This window comes from Streptosporangium sp. NPDC020145 (assembly GCF_040631275.1).
Taxonomy (GTDB): Bacteria; Actinomycetota; Actinomycetes; order Streptosporangiales; family Streptosporangiaceae; genus Streptosporangium.
In genome coordinates this window covers 14,348-30,005 of record NZ_JBEXZT010000041.1, presented here as the reverse complement: position 1 = coordinate 30,005, position 15,658 = coordinate 14,348, and the positions used below count along the sequence as shown (strand labels likewise).

At 69.7% G+C, this 15,658-nt stretch carries 15 protein-coding genes; 7 read left to right on the top strand and 8 right to left on the bottom strand.

Annotated elements, in window-relative coordinates; genetic code table 11:
• Positions 1-34: 34 nt before the first annotated feature.
• A complete protein-coding gene (locus ABZ463_RS38860; RefSeq protein ID WP_362784612.1) occupies positions 35-205 on the top strand; it encodes a hypothetical protein in 171 nt (56 codons plus the stop codon).
• A 2-nt stretch (positions 206-207) separates the two neighbouring features.
• Here ABZ463_RS38860 and ABZ463_RS38855 read toward each other — a convergent pair whose 3' ends face one another.
• Complete coding sequence (locus ABZ463_RS38855) at positions 208-1,398, bottom strand: MFS transporter (protein WP_362784609.1); 1,191 nt, start codon at positions 1,396-1,398, stop codon at positions 208-210.
• A 101-nt stretch (positions 1,399-1,499) separates the two neighbouring features.
• Between ABZ463_RS38855 and ABZ463_RS38850 the strand changes: the two genes are divergently transcribed.
• Positions 1,500-2,081 (top strand): TetR/AcrR family transcriptional regulator, encoded by a 582-nt coding sequence (locus tag ABZ463_RS38850; RefSeq protein WP_362784606.1) that lies wholly within the window; start codon positions 1,500-1,502, stop codon positions 2,079-2,081.
• 275 nt (positions 2,082-2,356) lie between these two features.
• On the top strand, positions 2,357-3,646 hold the full coding sequence (locus ABZ463_RS38845) for a cytochrome P450 (RefSeq protein WP_362784603.1): 1,290 nt from the start codon (positions 2,357-2,359) through the stop codon (positions 3,644-3,646).
• On the opposite strand, the gene ABZ463_RS38840 is transcribed toward ABZ463_RS38845, so the two are convergent.
• The gene (locus ABZ463_RS38840; RefSeq protein ID WP_352013962.1) at positions 3,598-4,281 is read right to left on the bottom strand and encodes a TetR family transcriptional regulator; all 684 of its coding nucleotides are present in this window, start codon (positions 4,279-4,281) and stop codon (positions 3,598-3,600) included. The two genes, ABZ463_RS38845 and ABZ463_RS38840, sit on opposite strands and share 49 nt — an antisense overlap.
• 99 nt (positions 4,282-4,380) lie before the next feature.
• On the bottom strand, positions 4,381-5,649 hold the full coding sequence (locus tag ABZ463_RS38835) for an MFS transporter (RefSeq protein WP_362784599.1): 1,269 nt from the start codon (positions 5,647-5,649) through the stop codon (positions 4,381-4,383).
• A 258-nt stretch (positions 5,650-5,907) separates the two neighbouring features.
• Here ABZ463_RS38835 and ABZ463_RS38830 point away from each other — a divergent pair, with 258 nt between their 5' ends.
• From ABZ463_RS38830 to ABZ463_RS38820, 3 genes are all read left to right on the top strand, one after another.
• Positions 5,908-6,435: a hypothetical protein gene (locus ABZ463_RS38830; RefSeq protein WP_362784596.1), complete on the top strand. Its 528-nt coding sequence runs from the start codon at positions 5,908-5,910 to the stop codon at positions 6,433-6,435.
• A 140-nt stretch (positions 6,436-6,575) separates the two neighbouring features.
• Positions 6,576-7,685, top strand: coding sequence for a serine hydrolase domain-containing protein (locus ABZ463_RS38825; RefSeq protein WP_362784593.1), 1,110 nt, complete (start codon positions 6,576-6,578; stop codon positions 7,683-7,685).
• Between the two features lie 197 nt (positions 7,686-7,882).
• Positions 7,883-8,194, top strand: a complete 312-nt coding sequence (locus tag ABZ463_RS38820; RefSeq protein ID WP_362784591.1) for a hypothetical protein — start codon at positions 7,883-7,885, stop codon at positions 8,192-8,194.
• Between the two features lie 173 nt (positions 8,195-8,367).
• Here ABZ463_RS38820 and ABZ463_RS38815 read toward each other — a convergent pair whose 3' ends face one another.
• Positions 8,368-8,784 carry a ribonuclease domain-containing protein gene (locus ABZ463_RS38815; RefSeq protein ID WP_362784588.1) on the bottom strand — a complete coding sequence of 139 codons (417 nt, stop codon included), beginning with the start codon at positions 8,782-8,784 and terminating at the stop codon, positions 8,368-8,370.
• A 194-nt stretch (positions 8,785-8,978) separates the two neighbouring features.
• Complete coding sequence (locus ABZ463_RS38810) at positions 8,979-9,926, bottom strand: WYL domain-containing protein (protein WP_362784586.1); 948 nt, start codon at positions 9,924-9,926, stop codon at positions 8,979-8,981.
• 147 nt (positions 9,927-10,073) lie between these two features.
• Here ABZ463_RS38810 and ABZ463_RS38805 point away from each other — a divergent pair, with 147 nt between their 5' ends.
• Positions 10,074-11,018: an alpha/beta hydrolase gene (locus ABZ463_RS38805; protein WP_362784583.1), complete on the top strand. Its 945-nt coding sequence runs from the start codon at positions 10,074-10,076 to the stop codon at positions 11,016-11,018.
• 209 nt (positions 11,019-11,227) lie between these two features.
• Here ABZ463_RS38805 and ABZ463_RS38800 read toward each other — a convergent pair whose 3' ends face one another.
• The 3 genes from ABZ463_RS38800 to ABZ463_RS38790 all read right to left on the bottom strand — a co-directional run bounded on the left by ABZ463_RS38800 (position 11,228) and on the right by ABZ463_RS38790 (position 15,543).
• Positions 11,228-12,538, bottom strand: coding sequence for an NAD(P)/FAD-dependent oxidoreductase (locus tag ABZ463_RS38800; RefSeq protein WP_362784580.1), 1,311 nt, complete (start codon positions 12,536-12,538; stop codon positions 11,228-11,230).
• Positions 12,539-12,566: 28 nt separating this feature from the next.
• Positions 12,567-13,139 (bottom strand): TetR/AcrR family transcriptional regulator, encoded by a 573-nt coding sequence (locus ABZ463_RS38795; protein ID WP_352013954.1) that lies wholly within the window; start codon positions 13,137-13,139, stop codon positions 12,567-12,569.
• 301 nt (positions 13,140-13,440) lie between these two features.
• Complete coding sequence (locus ABZ463_RS38790) at positions 13,441-15,543, bottom strand: ATP-dependent DNA helicase (RefSeq protein ID WP_362784576.1); 2,103 nt, start codon at positions 15,541-15,543, stop codon at positions 13,441-13,443.
• Positions 15,544-15,658: the final 115 nt, after the last annotated feature.

Below are 15,658 nucleotides of genomic sequence, written 5' to 3'. Positions count from 1 at the left end.
CTGCGCCTTCCGCTGACTTGGGACTTTCCCCTTCTTGGTGAGCAGCGGGGCGGGATATTACATCCCGATCGGATCGGCCTCCCGCCGTACCGGCGTCCTCGTCATGAGCGCGACGGGCATCGCGGGCCAGACGGACGCGGCGACAGGACCCGCCTCCGACGACGGAACCCACGCCAGGGCCCCGCACGCGGCGTCAGACCCCTGACGTCACCGCAGGCTCGGGACACGGCGCGCGCTCCACACGGCCAGCGCGGCGGCCAGGAGGAGGACACCGGCCAGCCAGAGGACGCCCCGCAGCGGCAGCGCGTCGACGACCGTGCCCCCGGCCAGCGCGCCGAGGCCGATCGCGAGGTTGAACACCGCGACCCACAGGGCGGAGGCCTCCTCGACGGCCTGGGGAGCGGCCTTGATCATCCAGGTCTGCAGGCTGGTGGAGACCCCGCCGTAGACCAGGCCCCAGATGACGAGCAGGGTGACTCCGCCCCCGGCGGTGAGTCCCGCGACGGGGTAGAGGAGCACGGTCACTCCCAGGGCGGTGGCGATGGCCAGGACGGTGCGGTGGAGCCTCCTGGCGACGACGGCACCGGCGACGAAGTTGCCCGCGACGCCGGCGACGCCGAACCCGAACAGCAGGGGCCCGACGAATCCCTCGTCGACGCCGGACAGGTCCCGCAGCACGGGGCCGACGAAGGTGTAGGCCGAGAAGTGGCCGGTGACGATGAGGAAGGTCGCCAGGACGCCGATCCGGACGCCCCGGTTGCGGAACTGGCCGGTCAGCCGTCGTAGGGCGACGGGACGCGCGGCGGCCAGCGGAGGCAGTACGGCCAGCAGGGCGACCAGCACGACGAGTGCGAGGACGCTCAGCGCGCCGAACGCGACCCGCCAGTTCGTCAGCCCGCCGAGGACGGTGCCGATGGGGACGCCGAAAACGTTGGCGGCGCCGACGCCGCCGAAGATGACGGCCGTGGCCCGTGGCACGTCGGCGGGGGCGACGAGCCGTACGGCCAGGCCACCGGCGACGGCCCAGAACCCGCCGATCGCGACTCCGACCAGCACCCGGGCGACGATCAGGAGCGGGTAGTCGGGGGCCAGGGCGGAGGCCAGGTTGGCGAGCGTCATGAGCCCCATCAGGGCGACGAGCAGAAGCCTGCGGTTCATGGTGCCGACCAGGATCGGGACTGCGGGCGCCGCGACGGCGGCGACGACGCTGGGGACGGTGACCATCAGGCCCGCGGCGCCCTCGGACACCGACAGGGCCGACCCGACGGGACTGAGCAGCCCGATGGGGAGTTGCTCGGCCGTCACCAGGAGAAAGGTGCCGAGGGCCACGGCGAAGACCGCGATCCAGTGGCTTCCCGGTGAGATGTCCGGCTCGGTCGGCGTACGTTCGGTGGCCATCACGTCGGGCTCTCCTCACTCGTTCGGGAGCGATCGCTCCCATACGACGGCACACCCTAATACGGGAGCGATCACTCCACAACGTTGGTAGGGTTCGTAGCATGGCGCGACCCAGGGAGTTCGACGAGCAGGACGTGATCGACAGGGCGACCCGGCTGTTCTGGTGTCGCGGTTACAACGCCACGTCCGTGCGTGATCTGGGGACCGAACTCGGGCTCAGGCAGAGCAGCCTGTATCGGACCTTCAACGACAAGCACACGCTGTTCCTGCGCGCGCTGGACCACTACCGGGCGACCGAGTCCACCCAGGCCGAAGAGCAGCTGAACGCCCCCGGCTCCTGCCTCGACATCCTGCGGGAGTGGCTGCTCTGGCTGGTCGGCCACGAGGCCGGGCGGGGCTGCTTCGTGGTCAACACCGCCACCGAACTCGGCGCCGCCGACCCCGAGGTCCACGAAAGGGTCGAGGCCGCCTTCGACGTCACCCGGCGGACCCTGACGTCGCTGCTGCGCCGTGGCGTCAGGGAGGGCGACCTGCCCGCCACACTCGACGTGGACGCCGCGGTGGAGACGTTGTTCACGACGGTGCTCGGCCTACGCGTCCGCGAACGCGCCGGACACGACCCTCAACGACTGGCCACGGCCATCGACTTCACGATCAGAACACTCACGACCCCGCCGCCCTGATCGCGGTGGTTCCGCAGGTCGATTTTGGTATGGCCGTGTGCGGAAAGGCCTGTCCAAAATCCCGATGTTTTCGTGTCGGATGTGCATTCTCGGTGTCGTACGGCGTGGCGATTATGGAATGTCCTGTTTTGTGGCGAATTGTGGCGCGTGGCTGGTATGGCATCGGCTGACTGTGTTCTCGACGGGCGGAAAAAGTCAAAGTTGCATGGCGTGCAAGTCCGGGTATGGTCGAAAACAGGACGCACCATCCACTGTGATCCACCACAGGAGCGCTGATGCCTCGTTCCACCACCGAGATCCATCGCGTCGAGAAAGCACCCGAGGCCGACCAGGCCACATTGCGGGTGCAGTTGCCCGACGAGCTGAAGGTCAGGCAGTGTCCGTTCGATCCGCCGCAGGCGCTGGCCAGGATGCACGCGCGGGCGCCGGTCAACCAGGTGACGCTGGGCACCGGAGAGAAGATGTGGGTGGTCACCGGCATCGACGAGGCCCGCTTCGTGATGTCCGACCCCCGTTTCAGCGCCGACCGCTTCAACCGCCGCAACGCCCTGATCTCCGTCCCCGAGGAGATGCGCGAGAAGCTGTTCGACGCACGCGCCATGGCCGGGCAGTTCGTGGCCATGGATCCACCGCAGCACACCCGCCTGCGCAAGCTGGTCGTCGGCCAGTTCACCCTGCGCCGGATGCGCGCGCTCGTCCCGCGCATCACCGAGATCGTCGAGGATCACCTGGACGCGATGGAGGCCGCGGGCACCTCGGCCGACCTGGTCAGGACGTTCGCCCTGCCCGTGCCCTCCCTGGTGATCTGCGAGCTGCTCGGCGTGCCGTACGAGGCCCGTGCGGACTTCCAGCGCCGCACCTCCACCCTCATCCGCATGGACACACCGGTGAAGGAGGTGCTGCGGGTCCGTGAGGAGATGCGGGAGTTCATGCGCGAGTTGGTCGACGCCAAGCGTGCCCAGCCCGACGACGGCCTGATCTCCGGGCTGATCCACGGCGACCACGCCGGAGAGCTCACCGACGACGAGCTGGTCGGCATCGCGAACCTGCTGCTCGCCGCCGGGCACGAGACCACGGCCAACATGATCGCCCTGGGCGCCTTCGCCCTCCTGGAACACCCCGACCAGCTCGAACTGCTGCGTGACAACTCCGAGATAGCCGACAGGGCCGTCGAGGAACTGCTGCGTTACGTCTCGATCCTCCACATGGGCCCGTTCCGCGTCGCCACCGACGACGTGGAGGTGGGCGGCGTGCGGGTCCCGGCGGGCGACACGGTGATGATCTCGACTCCGGAGACCAACCGGGACCCCGCCCACTGGGAGGACCCGACCACCTTCGACCTCACCCGCGAACGCAACCCGCACGTGGCCTTCGGGTACGGCATCCACCAGTGCCTCGGCCAGCAGCTGGCCCGCGCGGAGCTGAGCGTCGCCCTGCCCGCCCTGGTGCGCCGCTTCCCGCACCTGCGGCTGGCCTGCCGTCCGGACGAGGTGCCGATGCGCGACGACATGTTCATCTACGGCGTGCACTCCCTGCCCGTCGCCTGGGACGCCCCCCAGGCCTGAGCCCGTACCGGTTCCGGGCGGCCGTTCGCGTCGGCCCGGGACCGGTCGAGCGGGGCGCCCAGCCCCGCGTCGAGCTGGGCCACCACCGTGTCGATGAGCGAGCTGAGCGGGCCCGGCTCGCTCAGCCAGCGCTGGGTCGCCACCCGCAGCGCGCTCAGCATGCACGACGCCACCAGGCCCGGATACAGGTCCTCGTCCCCGACCCCCGTCCGCTCCGAGACCGCGGCGGCCAGTTCACGCTCGCGCGCGGCGAACGCCTTGAGCCGGTACGGCAGCAGCGCCGGGTCACCACGCAGGACCTGGAGGTGTTCGACGTGGAAGCGCAGCTTGTCCTCGTCGACCACCTCCAGTACGGCCGCACGCAGCGCCGCCAGCACCGGTTCGGCGGCGGGGCGGCCCCGGAAGGCGGCGACGATGGCCTCGGCGATGGCCGCGTCACCCGCGACCACCGCCTCCTCCTTGCAGGAGAAGTAGTTGAAGAAGGTCCGCAGCGCGACCCCGACCTCCTCGGCGACCTGCTCGGCGGTGACGTTGGCCACCCCGCGCTCGGCGCACATCCGTAGCGCCGCCTCGCTCAACGCCGCCCGGGTCGCGCGCTTCCTGCGCTCCCGCCGCCCCATGCCGCCTTCGTCCATGCACCGCACCTCAGCGCTCGCGCCTGCCGTACCCGGAGAATAGATGGTCACCCGCCGGGCGACCATGGGCCATACGCCCGGTCCTGCGGTGGCCAAGAGTCATGTGGACGAGGTTCGTACGGCGCTCTCCGCGACGGGGTCCAGGCGCGCGTCGCTCAGCGCGGCCTCGACGCGGCGGTTGCTGGTCATGGTCGCGGTGACGGCGGTCATGGTGAGCAGGAGACCCGCGGCGACGTACAGCGGGGTGCGCAGACCGTAGGCGTTGGCCAGCCCGCCGCCCAGGAACGCGCCGAACGGGGCGGCGCACATGGAGAGCATGCGGGAGGTGGAGGCGACCCGGCCCATCAGACGGGCCGGGACGATGGCCTGCCGGAGCGAGGGGCCGAGGACCATCGTGGCGCCGATGCCCGCCCCGCAGACGGCGAGCGCGAGCCCGGCCACGTACGCGTTCGGCGCCGCGGCGAGTCCCACGATGGCGAGGCCCTCGATGGTGGCGGTGCAGGTCAGCGCGGTGCCGGTGCCCAGGCGCCGGCCGAGGAAGGAGGCGACGCCCGCGCCGAGCAGGCCGCCCGCGGCCTCGGCGGTGAGGAGCAGGCCGAAGCCGAAGGCGCCGATGCCGAGACGTTCGCGGGCGAACAGCGGCAGGACGGTCTCCACGGCGAGGAAGGCGATGTTCCCGACCGCCGGACGCAGCGCGAGCCCGAGCAGCAGCCGGTCCCGGAAGACGTAGGAGGCCCCGGCCCGGGCCTGCCGGAGCAGTGACTCGCGGGCGCTCGCCACAGGGCGCGGTACGGCGGGCAGCGACCGGACGAGCAGCGCGGACAACGCGAACGACACCGCGTCGGCGAGCAACGGAACCGAACGTCCGAGCGCGAGCAGCGCACTGCCCGCGGGTGGCCCGGCGAAGCCGGACGCCGCGGTCTGGGTGCCGCGCAGGCGGGCGTTGGCCCGCTCAAGCTGGGCGGGGTCACGGCCGAGCAGATCCGGCAGGTACGCGGTGGCGGCCGTGTCGAAGAACAGTGAGCCGAGGGCGAGCAGGAACGCCACGGCCGTCAGCAGCGGGATGCTCAGCACGTCGAGCGCCGCCGCGGCGGCGGGTACGGCCAGCAGCACCGCACGCGCGGCGTCCGTGACCCACATCGTGCGGCGACGGTCCCAGCGGTCGACCAGCGCGCCGCCGAGCACTCCGAACAGCAGCCAGGGCAGCGTCCCGGCGGCCGTGACGACGGCCAGCACCATCGGATCCCGGGTCAGCGTCAACGCCAGCAGCGGCAGCGCGGCGTGCATCACCCCGTCGCCGAGCGAGGACACCGTCTGCGCGGTCCACAGTCGTCCGAAGCCGGCCGGTAACTTCGTTGCGTCACTCATCGGATCAGGCGTCCCCCTCGACCTGGCCGGCGAAGGTCTCAGAGGTGCCCGCCGCCACGGTCGCGGCGAGATTATTCGTTTTCATCACGGTATGTTCCACTATGGGAGGGAGTGTAGAACCGGCGCCCCCGAGGTTTCCGCGCGGCTCCGATGACGGCGGTCAGCGCATCCGAGGGCTGCCCGACTCACCCCGAAGCTCAGCTCGGGAGAACCAACCCCCATCCCAGGCCGTGGATCGACAGAGCCGGGGAGGCCGTCATGCTGCTCGGGTCGCGGGCCGGGTTCGGCCTGGAGTTCCACGTCGAGCGGGATCCGGGGCTGCTGTGCGTCGACGTCTTCGTCGGCGGGCTCCACGTGAACACGTGGGACAACGCGTTCTACCCGCCGCTGCTGGTCAAGAAGCTCAGGGACGAACTCGGCCGCTTCCGCACGCCGGCCGCGCGACCGGTGGGGTTCACCTCGCCGTCCGAGTCCTTCCTCATCGCCGAGAACGGGCTGTACGGCGACGCCGGTACCGACGCCGAGGCGGCACTCGCACGGTGTGTGTTCCTGGAATGGGGCGAGTGCACCGACGAGGTGACGGCGTTCGCGTTCCCCGACGGGGACCGGGTGCACCTCGCCTGCCGGGTCCGTGACGGAGGCGGTCCCGCCTGGGGCACCGAGGCCCGGCATGAGCCGACGGTGGTTTCGGTGAGCCGGACGGTGCTCGTCGAGACACTGGAGGGCGGCCTCGCCGTCGCCGAACGCGAGTGGTCCGTCCGGCTCACCGCGGGGGACCCCGCCTGACGGCGTCCCTCCCAAGTCGGAGACCGTCGTGTGGAACCAGGGTTTCCGTAGGGGACAACTCCGATGCCCTACCGCCCTCCCACGTCGGATCTTGATATGGCGGAGGCCGAGAGCCGGACTCCGTGAATCGGAGGAACACCGTGAAGGGAAGACGCACCGGCACGGCCGTCGTGGCGTGCCTGACCGTGTCGCTGCTGGCGACGCCCGCCATGACCGCCCCCGCGGCGGCGGACGCGAGCCCGAGCGGTCGGCCGGGTTTGCAGGCGATGCTGGACAAGATCGTCGCAGGCGGTGCGGTCGCCGCGATCGCCGAGGTTCGCGACGGGGACAGGACCTGGCGAGCCGCAAGCGGCAAGGCGAGGATGAACAACGCCCAGCCGGCCCCGGTGAACGGGCGCTTCCGGGCCGGGAGCGTGACCAAGTCGTTCACGGCGACCGTGGTGCTCCAACTGGTGGGAGAGGGAAGGCTGCGCCTGTCCGACAGTGTGGAGAAGTGGCTGCCGGGGCTCGTGGACAAGGGCGCCGACATCACGATCAGGCACCTCCTCCAGCACACCAGCGGCCTTCCCGAGTACTCGACGGACATGATGGACGAGGCGGGCATCCCCAAGGAGCGCTACCGCACCTGGTCGGCACGCGAACTGGTGGAGAAAGCGGAGAAGCTCCCGCGCGACTTCCCACCCGGGTCTGACTACAAGTACTCCAACACCAACTACATCGTGCTCGGCATGCTGATCGAGAAGGTCACCGGCAGGCCGTACGCGACAGAGATCAGGGAGCGGATCCTGCGACCGCTCGGCCTGCGTGACACCCGCGTGCCGGGAGCCTCGCCGGAGGTGTACGGCCCGCACGCCCACGCGTACGCGCCGGTCACCAGGGGTGGCCAGGTCGTCCCCGTCGACGTCACACGGTTCAATCCCACGATGGCCGGTGCGGCGGGTGAGATCGTCTCCACCACCGAGGACATCAACCGGTTCTACCGCGCCCTGTTCCAGGGCAAGCTGCTCCGTCCCGGTCTGCTGAAGGAGATGAAGGATCCCGGCACGACCGAGGGGTACGGGCTGGGGCTGGAGCTGGCGCCTCTTCCCTGCGGCACCGCGTTCGGCCACGGCGGCGGCGCCCCGGGTTACCTCACGGTGGCGTTCAACTCGGCCGACGGCTCACGACAGGTCACGTTGTCGATGACCCCGTTCTCCGGCGACCCTCACCAGGCGGCCATGACCCTGCTGACCTCCGCGCTGTGCCCCTAGACCGTGGCTCATGGTGAGGGCTTCGTCCTCACCGGCCGCTGATCCCGTTCGCCCGCCGCGACGCTCACCGGCGGGCGACGCGGAACGGTCGGTTCATTGCCTGGAGGTCCCCCGCGGCCGTCGCCGCCACGCGCGCTTTCGCGCCGCCTCTCCTTGAATTACTCTTTGTTATAAATCGAACACAAGGAGTGATTACTGTGCGACGTGTGATGTCCACGGTCACGGGCGCTCTGGCCGTCGGGGCCGCGCTCATCGTGGCCGCCCCCGGCTTCGCCTCCGCCGCGACCGGGACCTTCGAGTACAGCTCCCGCGGCATCTCGCACACCTTGAAAGACCCGAACGACCGTCAGTGCTACGACCTCGGTGACGCGGTCGGCGCCGAGAACGACACCGACCGTGTCGCGGTGCTGTACACCGGCAGGGGCTGCCGTGGAACCGCTGTCGCGAGGGTCGTCCCGGGTGGTTCCGCCGTGCGGGTCCGGTACGCGAGCGTGGTATTCGAGAGCTGACGGCATCGAGGCGGGGGCTTGCCGTGGTGTGGCGGGAAGCCCCCGAGCGGTCGAACGAGTGCGGAAAGGCGTGACCGCTGACAGGTGTTCGGCCGTCCGGGTGCGGCCTCATCGGCGGAACGACCGGAATCCGGCGACGTGACGCCGGTGGCGCTGTCGCCGGAGAGCCGTGATCAGAGCTGGTAGAAGTTCCTGTAGTGGTCGGGGGAGTACCAGACGGTGCCGGTGTCGCGGTCGAGGACGATCCGGTGGGCGTCGCGGGGGCTGCCCTGGCGGCGGGGGAAGACGTCGTATTCGGCGTAGTCACCCCCGGCCGGGAGTTGGTGCTCGCGGTTGCCGAAGACGCCGCCGCTGAAGTTCGACTGCCCGTTGGGCCAGGGGAACCACCTGCGGGCGGCGGGGTAGTGCAGTTGGGTGCCCCAGATCATGTTCGCGTCGCGGGCGGCGGCACAGCCGGGGATGGTGCAGTTGGGATAGACCGTCGCGGGTGAGGTGTGCGCGGAGGCGGGGGAGGGCGTCCCGGTCAGGCCGGTCAGCAGGGTGATCGCGGTGGCCAACGCCACGAGGAGCCGGGTAGGAGAAGTACGCATGGGGGGCCTTTCTAGGCGACATCCCTACCATCATCACCTCATGGATGCATTCGGATACTTACCGTAATGGTTCAGGCGTGTTCCGGATACGCGGAAGTGGCGCGAAGGTCATGACGGTCTGATCGCATACCGTCGGCGCATCGTGATCAAGAGGATGTCGTTCGGCGGATTCTCGAACAGTGCGTGTGCCGGTCTCAGCCGTATCGCTCGACGAGCGCGTCGCCGATCGAGGCCAGGTGGCCTCGCACACCTGGCGGGCCGGTCACCTCCAGCCATTCGACCAGCCCGGAAAGCTCGCCGGCGAGCGTGTAATCGTCGTAGCCGCGGATCACGACCTCGATGCGGCCGTCCGGCGTGGAACCTCCCACTTCGAGCCGACCGCCGAACGCCATCCGGAGCAGGCCTATCCCGTGGGGCACGCACACCGCCTGGATTTCGAAGGGCGTTCGCCCGTGGTCGATCTTGTCGGCGATCTCGCGCCAGCTCTCGGCGAGGTCGAAGTCCTCAGGCCGGTGCACGGGATCGTCGGTCGGGCCGACGGACGACACACGGTCGATCCTGAAGGTCCGCCGACCGGCCTCGGTGCCGGAGACGAGGTACCACGACGGACCTTTGGCGACGATGCCCAGCGGGTGGACGGTTCTCACGGTTTCGGCGCCTTTGCCGTCGACGTAGCCGAGCCGTACCTGGACGCCGCGGATCACCGCGTCCTGGAGCTCGTCGAGGAAGCGAGGTGGTCGGTGCTCGATCCGACTCGACCCCCATCGTTGCGGGTCCATGACCAACGACGACGCCGCCGCCTCGGCCTGCGCCCGGAAGGGCTCCGGCAGGGCGTGGACGAGCTTGCGCAGGGCCGCCTTCACGGCCGGCGTCGCGGCCGAGGCCTGGCCGGCGACCAGGAACAGGGCGCGGGCCTCACCCGCGGTCAACCCGGACAGGTCGGTGCGGGCGCCGCCCACGAGGCGCCAACCGCCGCCTCGGCCCTGCATGGAGTACACCGGCACCCCGGCCATGGCCAGGGCGTCGAGGTCGCGGCGGGCGGTGCGCTCGGAGACCTCCAGCTCCCGGGCGACCTCCGCCGCCGTCACCTGCTCGCGCCGCTGCAGCAGGAGAAGGACGGCCACCAGCCGATCGGTTCGCACGCCGACAACACTTTCACAGGAAACCGGTCACGAGATGACCGGTTTCGGTCGGCAAGATGGTTACCGACATCGACCCTCGGCCTTTCGGAGGTGCTCTTCGGGCACCTTCGTCCCCCGATCACTCAGAAAAGACGAAGAGGAAACACAGTGTTCGACCCAGTCGATTTTCCCAAGCCCACTCTTGTTTCGGTAAACGGTGTGGAAATTGAGGTCTTCGAAGCAGGACGACAAAATGCGGGGAAACCCATCGTGCTCTGTCACGGCTGGCCGGAGCACGCCTTCTCCTGGCGCCATCAGATGCCCGCTCTCGCCGCGGCGGGTTACCACGTCATCGTCCCGAACCAGCGGGGTTACGGAAATTCATCCCGCCCGGCCGAAGTGACGGACTACGACATCGCACACCTGTCGGGCGATCTCATCGCACTTCTCGATCACTACGGATACGAAGACGCCACCTTCGTCGGCCATGATTGGGGGGCGGCCGTCGTCTGGGGACTGACCCTGCTGCATCCGAACCGGGTGAACACGGTGATCAACCTGAGCCTGCCCTACCTGGAGCGCGGGGAGAGACCCTGGATCGAGTCCATGGAAGAGGCGTTCGGCGGCGACTTCTACTTCGTCCACTTCAACCGGCGGCCGGGTGTCGCAGACGCCGTGTTCGAAGAGAACACCTTTCAGTTCCTCCGCAACATCTACCGGAAGAACGAGCCCCCAAGAGAGCCTCAGCCGGGTATGGCGTTGATCGATCTCGCCAGAGCGGAGAAGCCACTCGGTGAGCCCGTGATGAGCGACGGCGAACTGGCCGTTTTCGTCTCGGCCTTCGAGTTGACAGGGTTCACAGGCGGTATGAACTGGTACAGGAACCTTGACCGCAACTGGCACCTGCTGGCGGACGTGGACCCGATCATCCAACAGCCCACACTCATGATCTACGGCGATCGGGACGTGGTCGCGAAGTCCGAAAGACTGACGGATTTCGTACCCAACGCGGAAACGGTCAGCCTGGATTGCGGTCACTGGATCCAGCAGGAGAAGCCGGAGGAAACAAACCAGGTGATCCTGGAGTGGCTGGGCCGGCGGGACGCCACCTGACGCGTGTTCCAGGAGCGCTGCGAGCCGGTCGCCCGACGGTCCACAGAAGCATGTGCCGGCCATGGACGGAAGGCGAGGTCTCCGGTAGGCCGTTCGACGACCAGGAGGAACGAGACCGGGGACCTCGGGGCGGCACGACCTGACCGACGCGCGGTGGGCGGTGCCACGGCCCGGACACCGGCCGGTCGGCTGGAACACCCGGTGAACGGTCAGTCCGAGAAGATCGCGCGGCGCAGCGGGGGGATCACGCCGCACAGCCGGAAGAACGTCCGTGCGACGATCCGGACCGTACGGCTGGGCAGGGTGGCCAGGCGCAGGTACATGGTGGCGGCCCGCACGGCGGCGAAGCCGTTCCTCAACATCGCGCGCTCGTACTCGGCGAGGGCGGGCAGCAGGTCGAGTTCGCCCCGGTCGACCGCGACCAACGCGCGGCGCAGCACGTTGGCGTCGTACAGCGCGGCGTTGCCGCCGAGACCGCCGACCGGCGGCATGGAGTGGACGGCGTCGCCCAGCGCGGTCACGTTCGTGGTCGTCCACGGCCTCACCCGTTCGGCGGCGGCGAAGTCGAACCGCTCGACGGTGTCCGCGGGCGTCCGGGTGATCAGCTCGCGCAGGCCGGGGTGCCAGTCCGTCAGGCGGGACGCGACCATCTCGCGCAGCCGTTGCCCGCGTTCGCGTTCCTGGGTGTCAGGCGGGTCCGTGGGCGACACACGCCGGTGGGCGACGTAGGCCCACATGACGTAGTCGTCGTCCCCGGCGTCCTGGACGAGGAGATCCGGGTCCAGGCCCACGGCCCGCATCCGGTCACCGACACGCTCGATGACGGCCTCGTCCGTCTCCCGGCGGCGGAACACCGCAGTGAACAGGAAGTCCCGCTTCGGCAGGAACATGTTCTTGGCGCTGGTCACCTCCTCGGGCAGCCACGCCGCCCTGTCTTCGAGCCGGAGTTTGCCGCCGATCCCGACGCCGGGTACGGAGGACCGCCGCGCGTGCGGCAACAGTTGCCGCCGCACGCGCGAGTTGGCACCGTCCGCGCCGACCAGCAGGTCGCCGGTGGCCGAGGTGCCGTCGGCGAAAAGGGCGGTGACGGTGCCGTCGGGGTTCTGCCGGTAGCCGGTGAACTCCTTGCCGAAGTGGACGATGTCATCCAGACCGGCGAGCAGCAGTCGCCGCAACGTGATCCGGCTGACCGCGTGCGTCCGCTCGGACGGGTCGAGCCCCGCGGGCGGGGCGTCCTCCCGCATCAGTAGCCGCATCCGCTCGGTGAACACCCCCATGCCGGGTCCGGGATCACCGGCGGTGGCCACCAGGATCTGCCAGAGGTGCGGAGGAAGGCAGTCGTGCAGCGCCCGGCTGCCGACCGGTTCGATGTTGAGCCGGTATCCCTGTAACCGGGCGTCGGGCGCGGCGTCGCGTTCGAAGACCGCCACGTCGATCCCGGCGGCGTGCAGGCCCTGGGCCAGGCACAGGCCGCCGATGCCGCCGCCGACGATGACGACCCGGAGCGTACGTGTGGACATGGATGCTCCTCCTGAGAGCGAACCGGAGTCAGGTACGGATCAGTAACCGTTCGAGGAGTTCGAGGACGTCGTCGGCGCGGTCGGAGGCCAGGCTCGCCCCCTTGACGGTGGCGATGACCAACTCCGCCCCCGTCGCCGGATCGACGCCCGGGGCCAGCGCTCCGGCAGCGGCGGCGTCGGTCAGCAGAGTGCGCAGTGAGTTCCGCCAGCCCTCCTCCCTGCCGGCGATGATCTCCCGTAGCTCGGGGTCGCGCCGGGCCCGCAGATCCAGCTCGCGCAGGACGATGTGGAGCTCGGGCTGGTCGACGATCTTCTGACGGAGCGTGGCCAGGTGGCCCCGCAGCCGCTCGACGGCGCTTCCTTCCGGCGGTGTGGTCGACCAGAACTGCCGGGTGGTGTGGTCCACGACCGCTATCACCAGGTCCTGCTTGGTGGGGAAGTGGTGGTGGATCGACGAGTGGTCGATGCCCACCTGGGCGGCCACGTCGCGCATCCGCAACCGCTCGAACCCGCCTTCGGCCAGACAGCGGTACGCCGCCTGCACCAGCGCGTTCCAACGCTCCGGACCCCCCGGCGGTCTGCCTCGTCGCGTCGTCGCCATGTCCGTCCCCTTTAATCCACCAACCACTTGGTGGATTAATATCAAGGGCGCCGACGGGGTGTCAATACGATCGGCGAAATGAGATCCCGCGGCGCTTCGGGATCAGCCGTTCTCGGCCGTGGACCAACGCTCCCCGGACAGGGCGACAGCCGTCCGACCACCCTCTCGCACGCCGGGTGATCCCCGGCCCGGTGCGGCGACGTTCGACGAGACGCCTGCGGCCGGTGGCTCGTGACCTGCCCTGACCGGCTTTCTGGGCGACGGCCCCGAGCACCGGCCGCTCGACGTCATGCTTCGCGGTTCACCCTTCGGGCGCCGCCGCTCCGGTGGAGGCGACAGTGCGATCGACCGTGAGCGTGATGAGGCGCTTGGTCGCCCGGGTCTGCGCCACGTAGAGGTCCCGGAGGCCGGCCTCGCTCGCCCCCTCGATCTCGTCCGGGTCGACGATGATCACCGTGTCGAACTCCAGGCCCCGCGCGTCGGGCGCGGCCACGACCGTGGCGTCGCCTCCGAGGGATCCCGGTTCGACCTCCGTCGCGCGCCGAGACGAGACGACGACGCCGACGAGCTCTTCGGGGTGCTCCTCCCGAAGCCGGGCGAGGAGGTCGCCGACGCCGGTGTCGAGGTCGGCCTCGGCGACCGTGACGGAGGCCGGGGGTTCGCCGTGGCGGATGGAGCGGGAGAGACGCTGCGCGGGGGCGATCCGGGCGAGCAGGGGCCCGGTCGCCTCCAGGATCTCGGCGGTCGTGCGGTAGTTGACCGTGAGCGTGTGATGGACGTACCGGTCCGCGACGAACGGCTCCAGCGCGTCCTCCCAGCTCGTGACGGTGGTCGTCGACCCCGTCTGGGCGAGGTCGCCCACGATGGTCATCGAACGGTTCGGGCAGCGACGCATGAGCATCCGCCACCGCATCTCGGAGAGCTGCTGCGCCTCATCGACGACGATGTGCCCGTAGACCCTTTCCGGGGGCCCGTCGACGAGCGCTCGCGCCTCGTCCAGCAACGGGAGGTCCGCGCCGCTCCACCCCGCCCTTACTCCCTCGACGATCGAGTCGATGTCTTCTTCGGTGAGCTCGGCGAACGCGTGGGCGAGCGCACCGGGATCAGAGAGCAGGCCGCGCAGGACGTCCTCCGCGCGAAGGCGAGGCCAGACCGTGTCGACCATCCGGTCGACGTCGGCGTCACGGAGGAGGTCGTCCCGGATGCGGTCCCAGTCGATGTCGAGCCCGTCCTCCTCCGGCTCTGGATCTCCCGGGCGGTGCGCGAACATGCGATCGAGGTCGATTCCGCTGAGTTCCCTGAGCTCGTCCTCGAAGTCCGCGATCTCTTTCGCGGTCTGCTGCTCCAGTTCGTTCACGAGTTCGTCGACGATGTACTCAAGGAACAGTTCCCTCGCGCGGTTGTGACCGATACCGCCCTGCAGGGCGCCGCGTCGGGCGGCGTCGACGCGCGTGGAGTCCAAGGTGACGCTGCCGTGCGCCGTGGTGAGCGGCAGGGGCACGCCGTACGGCTCTCGCGCCCGGACCCGCCGCGCGAGCGCCTCGGCGAAGCGCGCGCGTCCTTTGACGCGGGCGATCGCCTCCGGCTCGGTTCTCGTCGCCTCGACCCCCACGAGATCAGGCGCCGTGGCCAACTCGACGTCGTTCTCACCGAGCGATGGCAGCACGTTGGAGATGTAGGCCAGGAAGCGTCTGTTCGGGCCGAAGACGAGCACGCCGCGCTCCGCGATCGCGGGAAACGCGTACAGCACGTACGCCGCCCGATGCAGGGCGACGATGGTCTTGCCCGTTCCGGGGCCGCCGTCGACGACCGTGATCCCGCGATGCTCGGACCTGACGATCTCGTCCTGCTCCCGCTGCAGGGTCGAGGCGGCCTCGCGCATACGCCCCGTCCGCGCCCCGCTCAACGCCGAAACGAGAGGGCCGTCGCCGACGACGTCCTCGGCGGTCGGGTCGGTCCCGTCAAGGATCTCGTCGGTGACGTCGACGACCCGGCGATCCTCGACACGCAGGTGACGACGACGACGCAACCCCAGCGGTGAGGCCATCGTGGCCGCGTAGAAGGGCCGCGCGGCCTCGGCCCGCCAGTCCACCAGCAGTATCTCGCCCGACTCGGAACGCAGTCCGATGCGGCCGACGTGCAAGGACGCGCCGCCTTCTGAACCGTCGATGCGCCCGAAGCACAGAGACCGCTCAGCCAACCGGAGCCGACCGATGACCCCGGCCAGCCGTGAGACTTCCGCGTCTCTCGCCTGATGACCTTCCGGGCCCTCGACCGGAGCGGCCATCACCTTCTCCCGCGCCGCGACGCTCTCGGCCTCCTCCGCGTCAAGACGCGCGTACATCACCTCGATCGAACGCTGCTCGTCCGCGATCTGCCCCACCTTGCCGGCGACCGTGTCCACCACCGGTGCTCCCCTCGTCGGGCGTCCATCTTGGGGGGCGAGTTCGTCAAAGACAAATTTGACTTTCCCGGCGGAATTTGGCCTTCTGACCAGCCTTTACGAGGAACGCGCGACA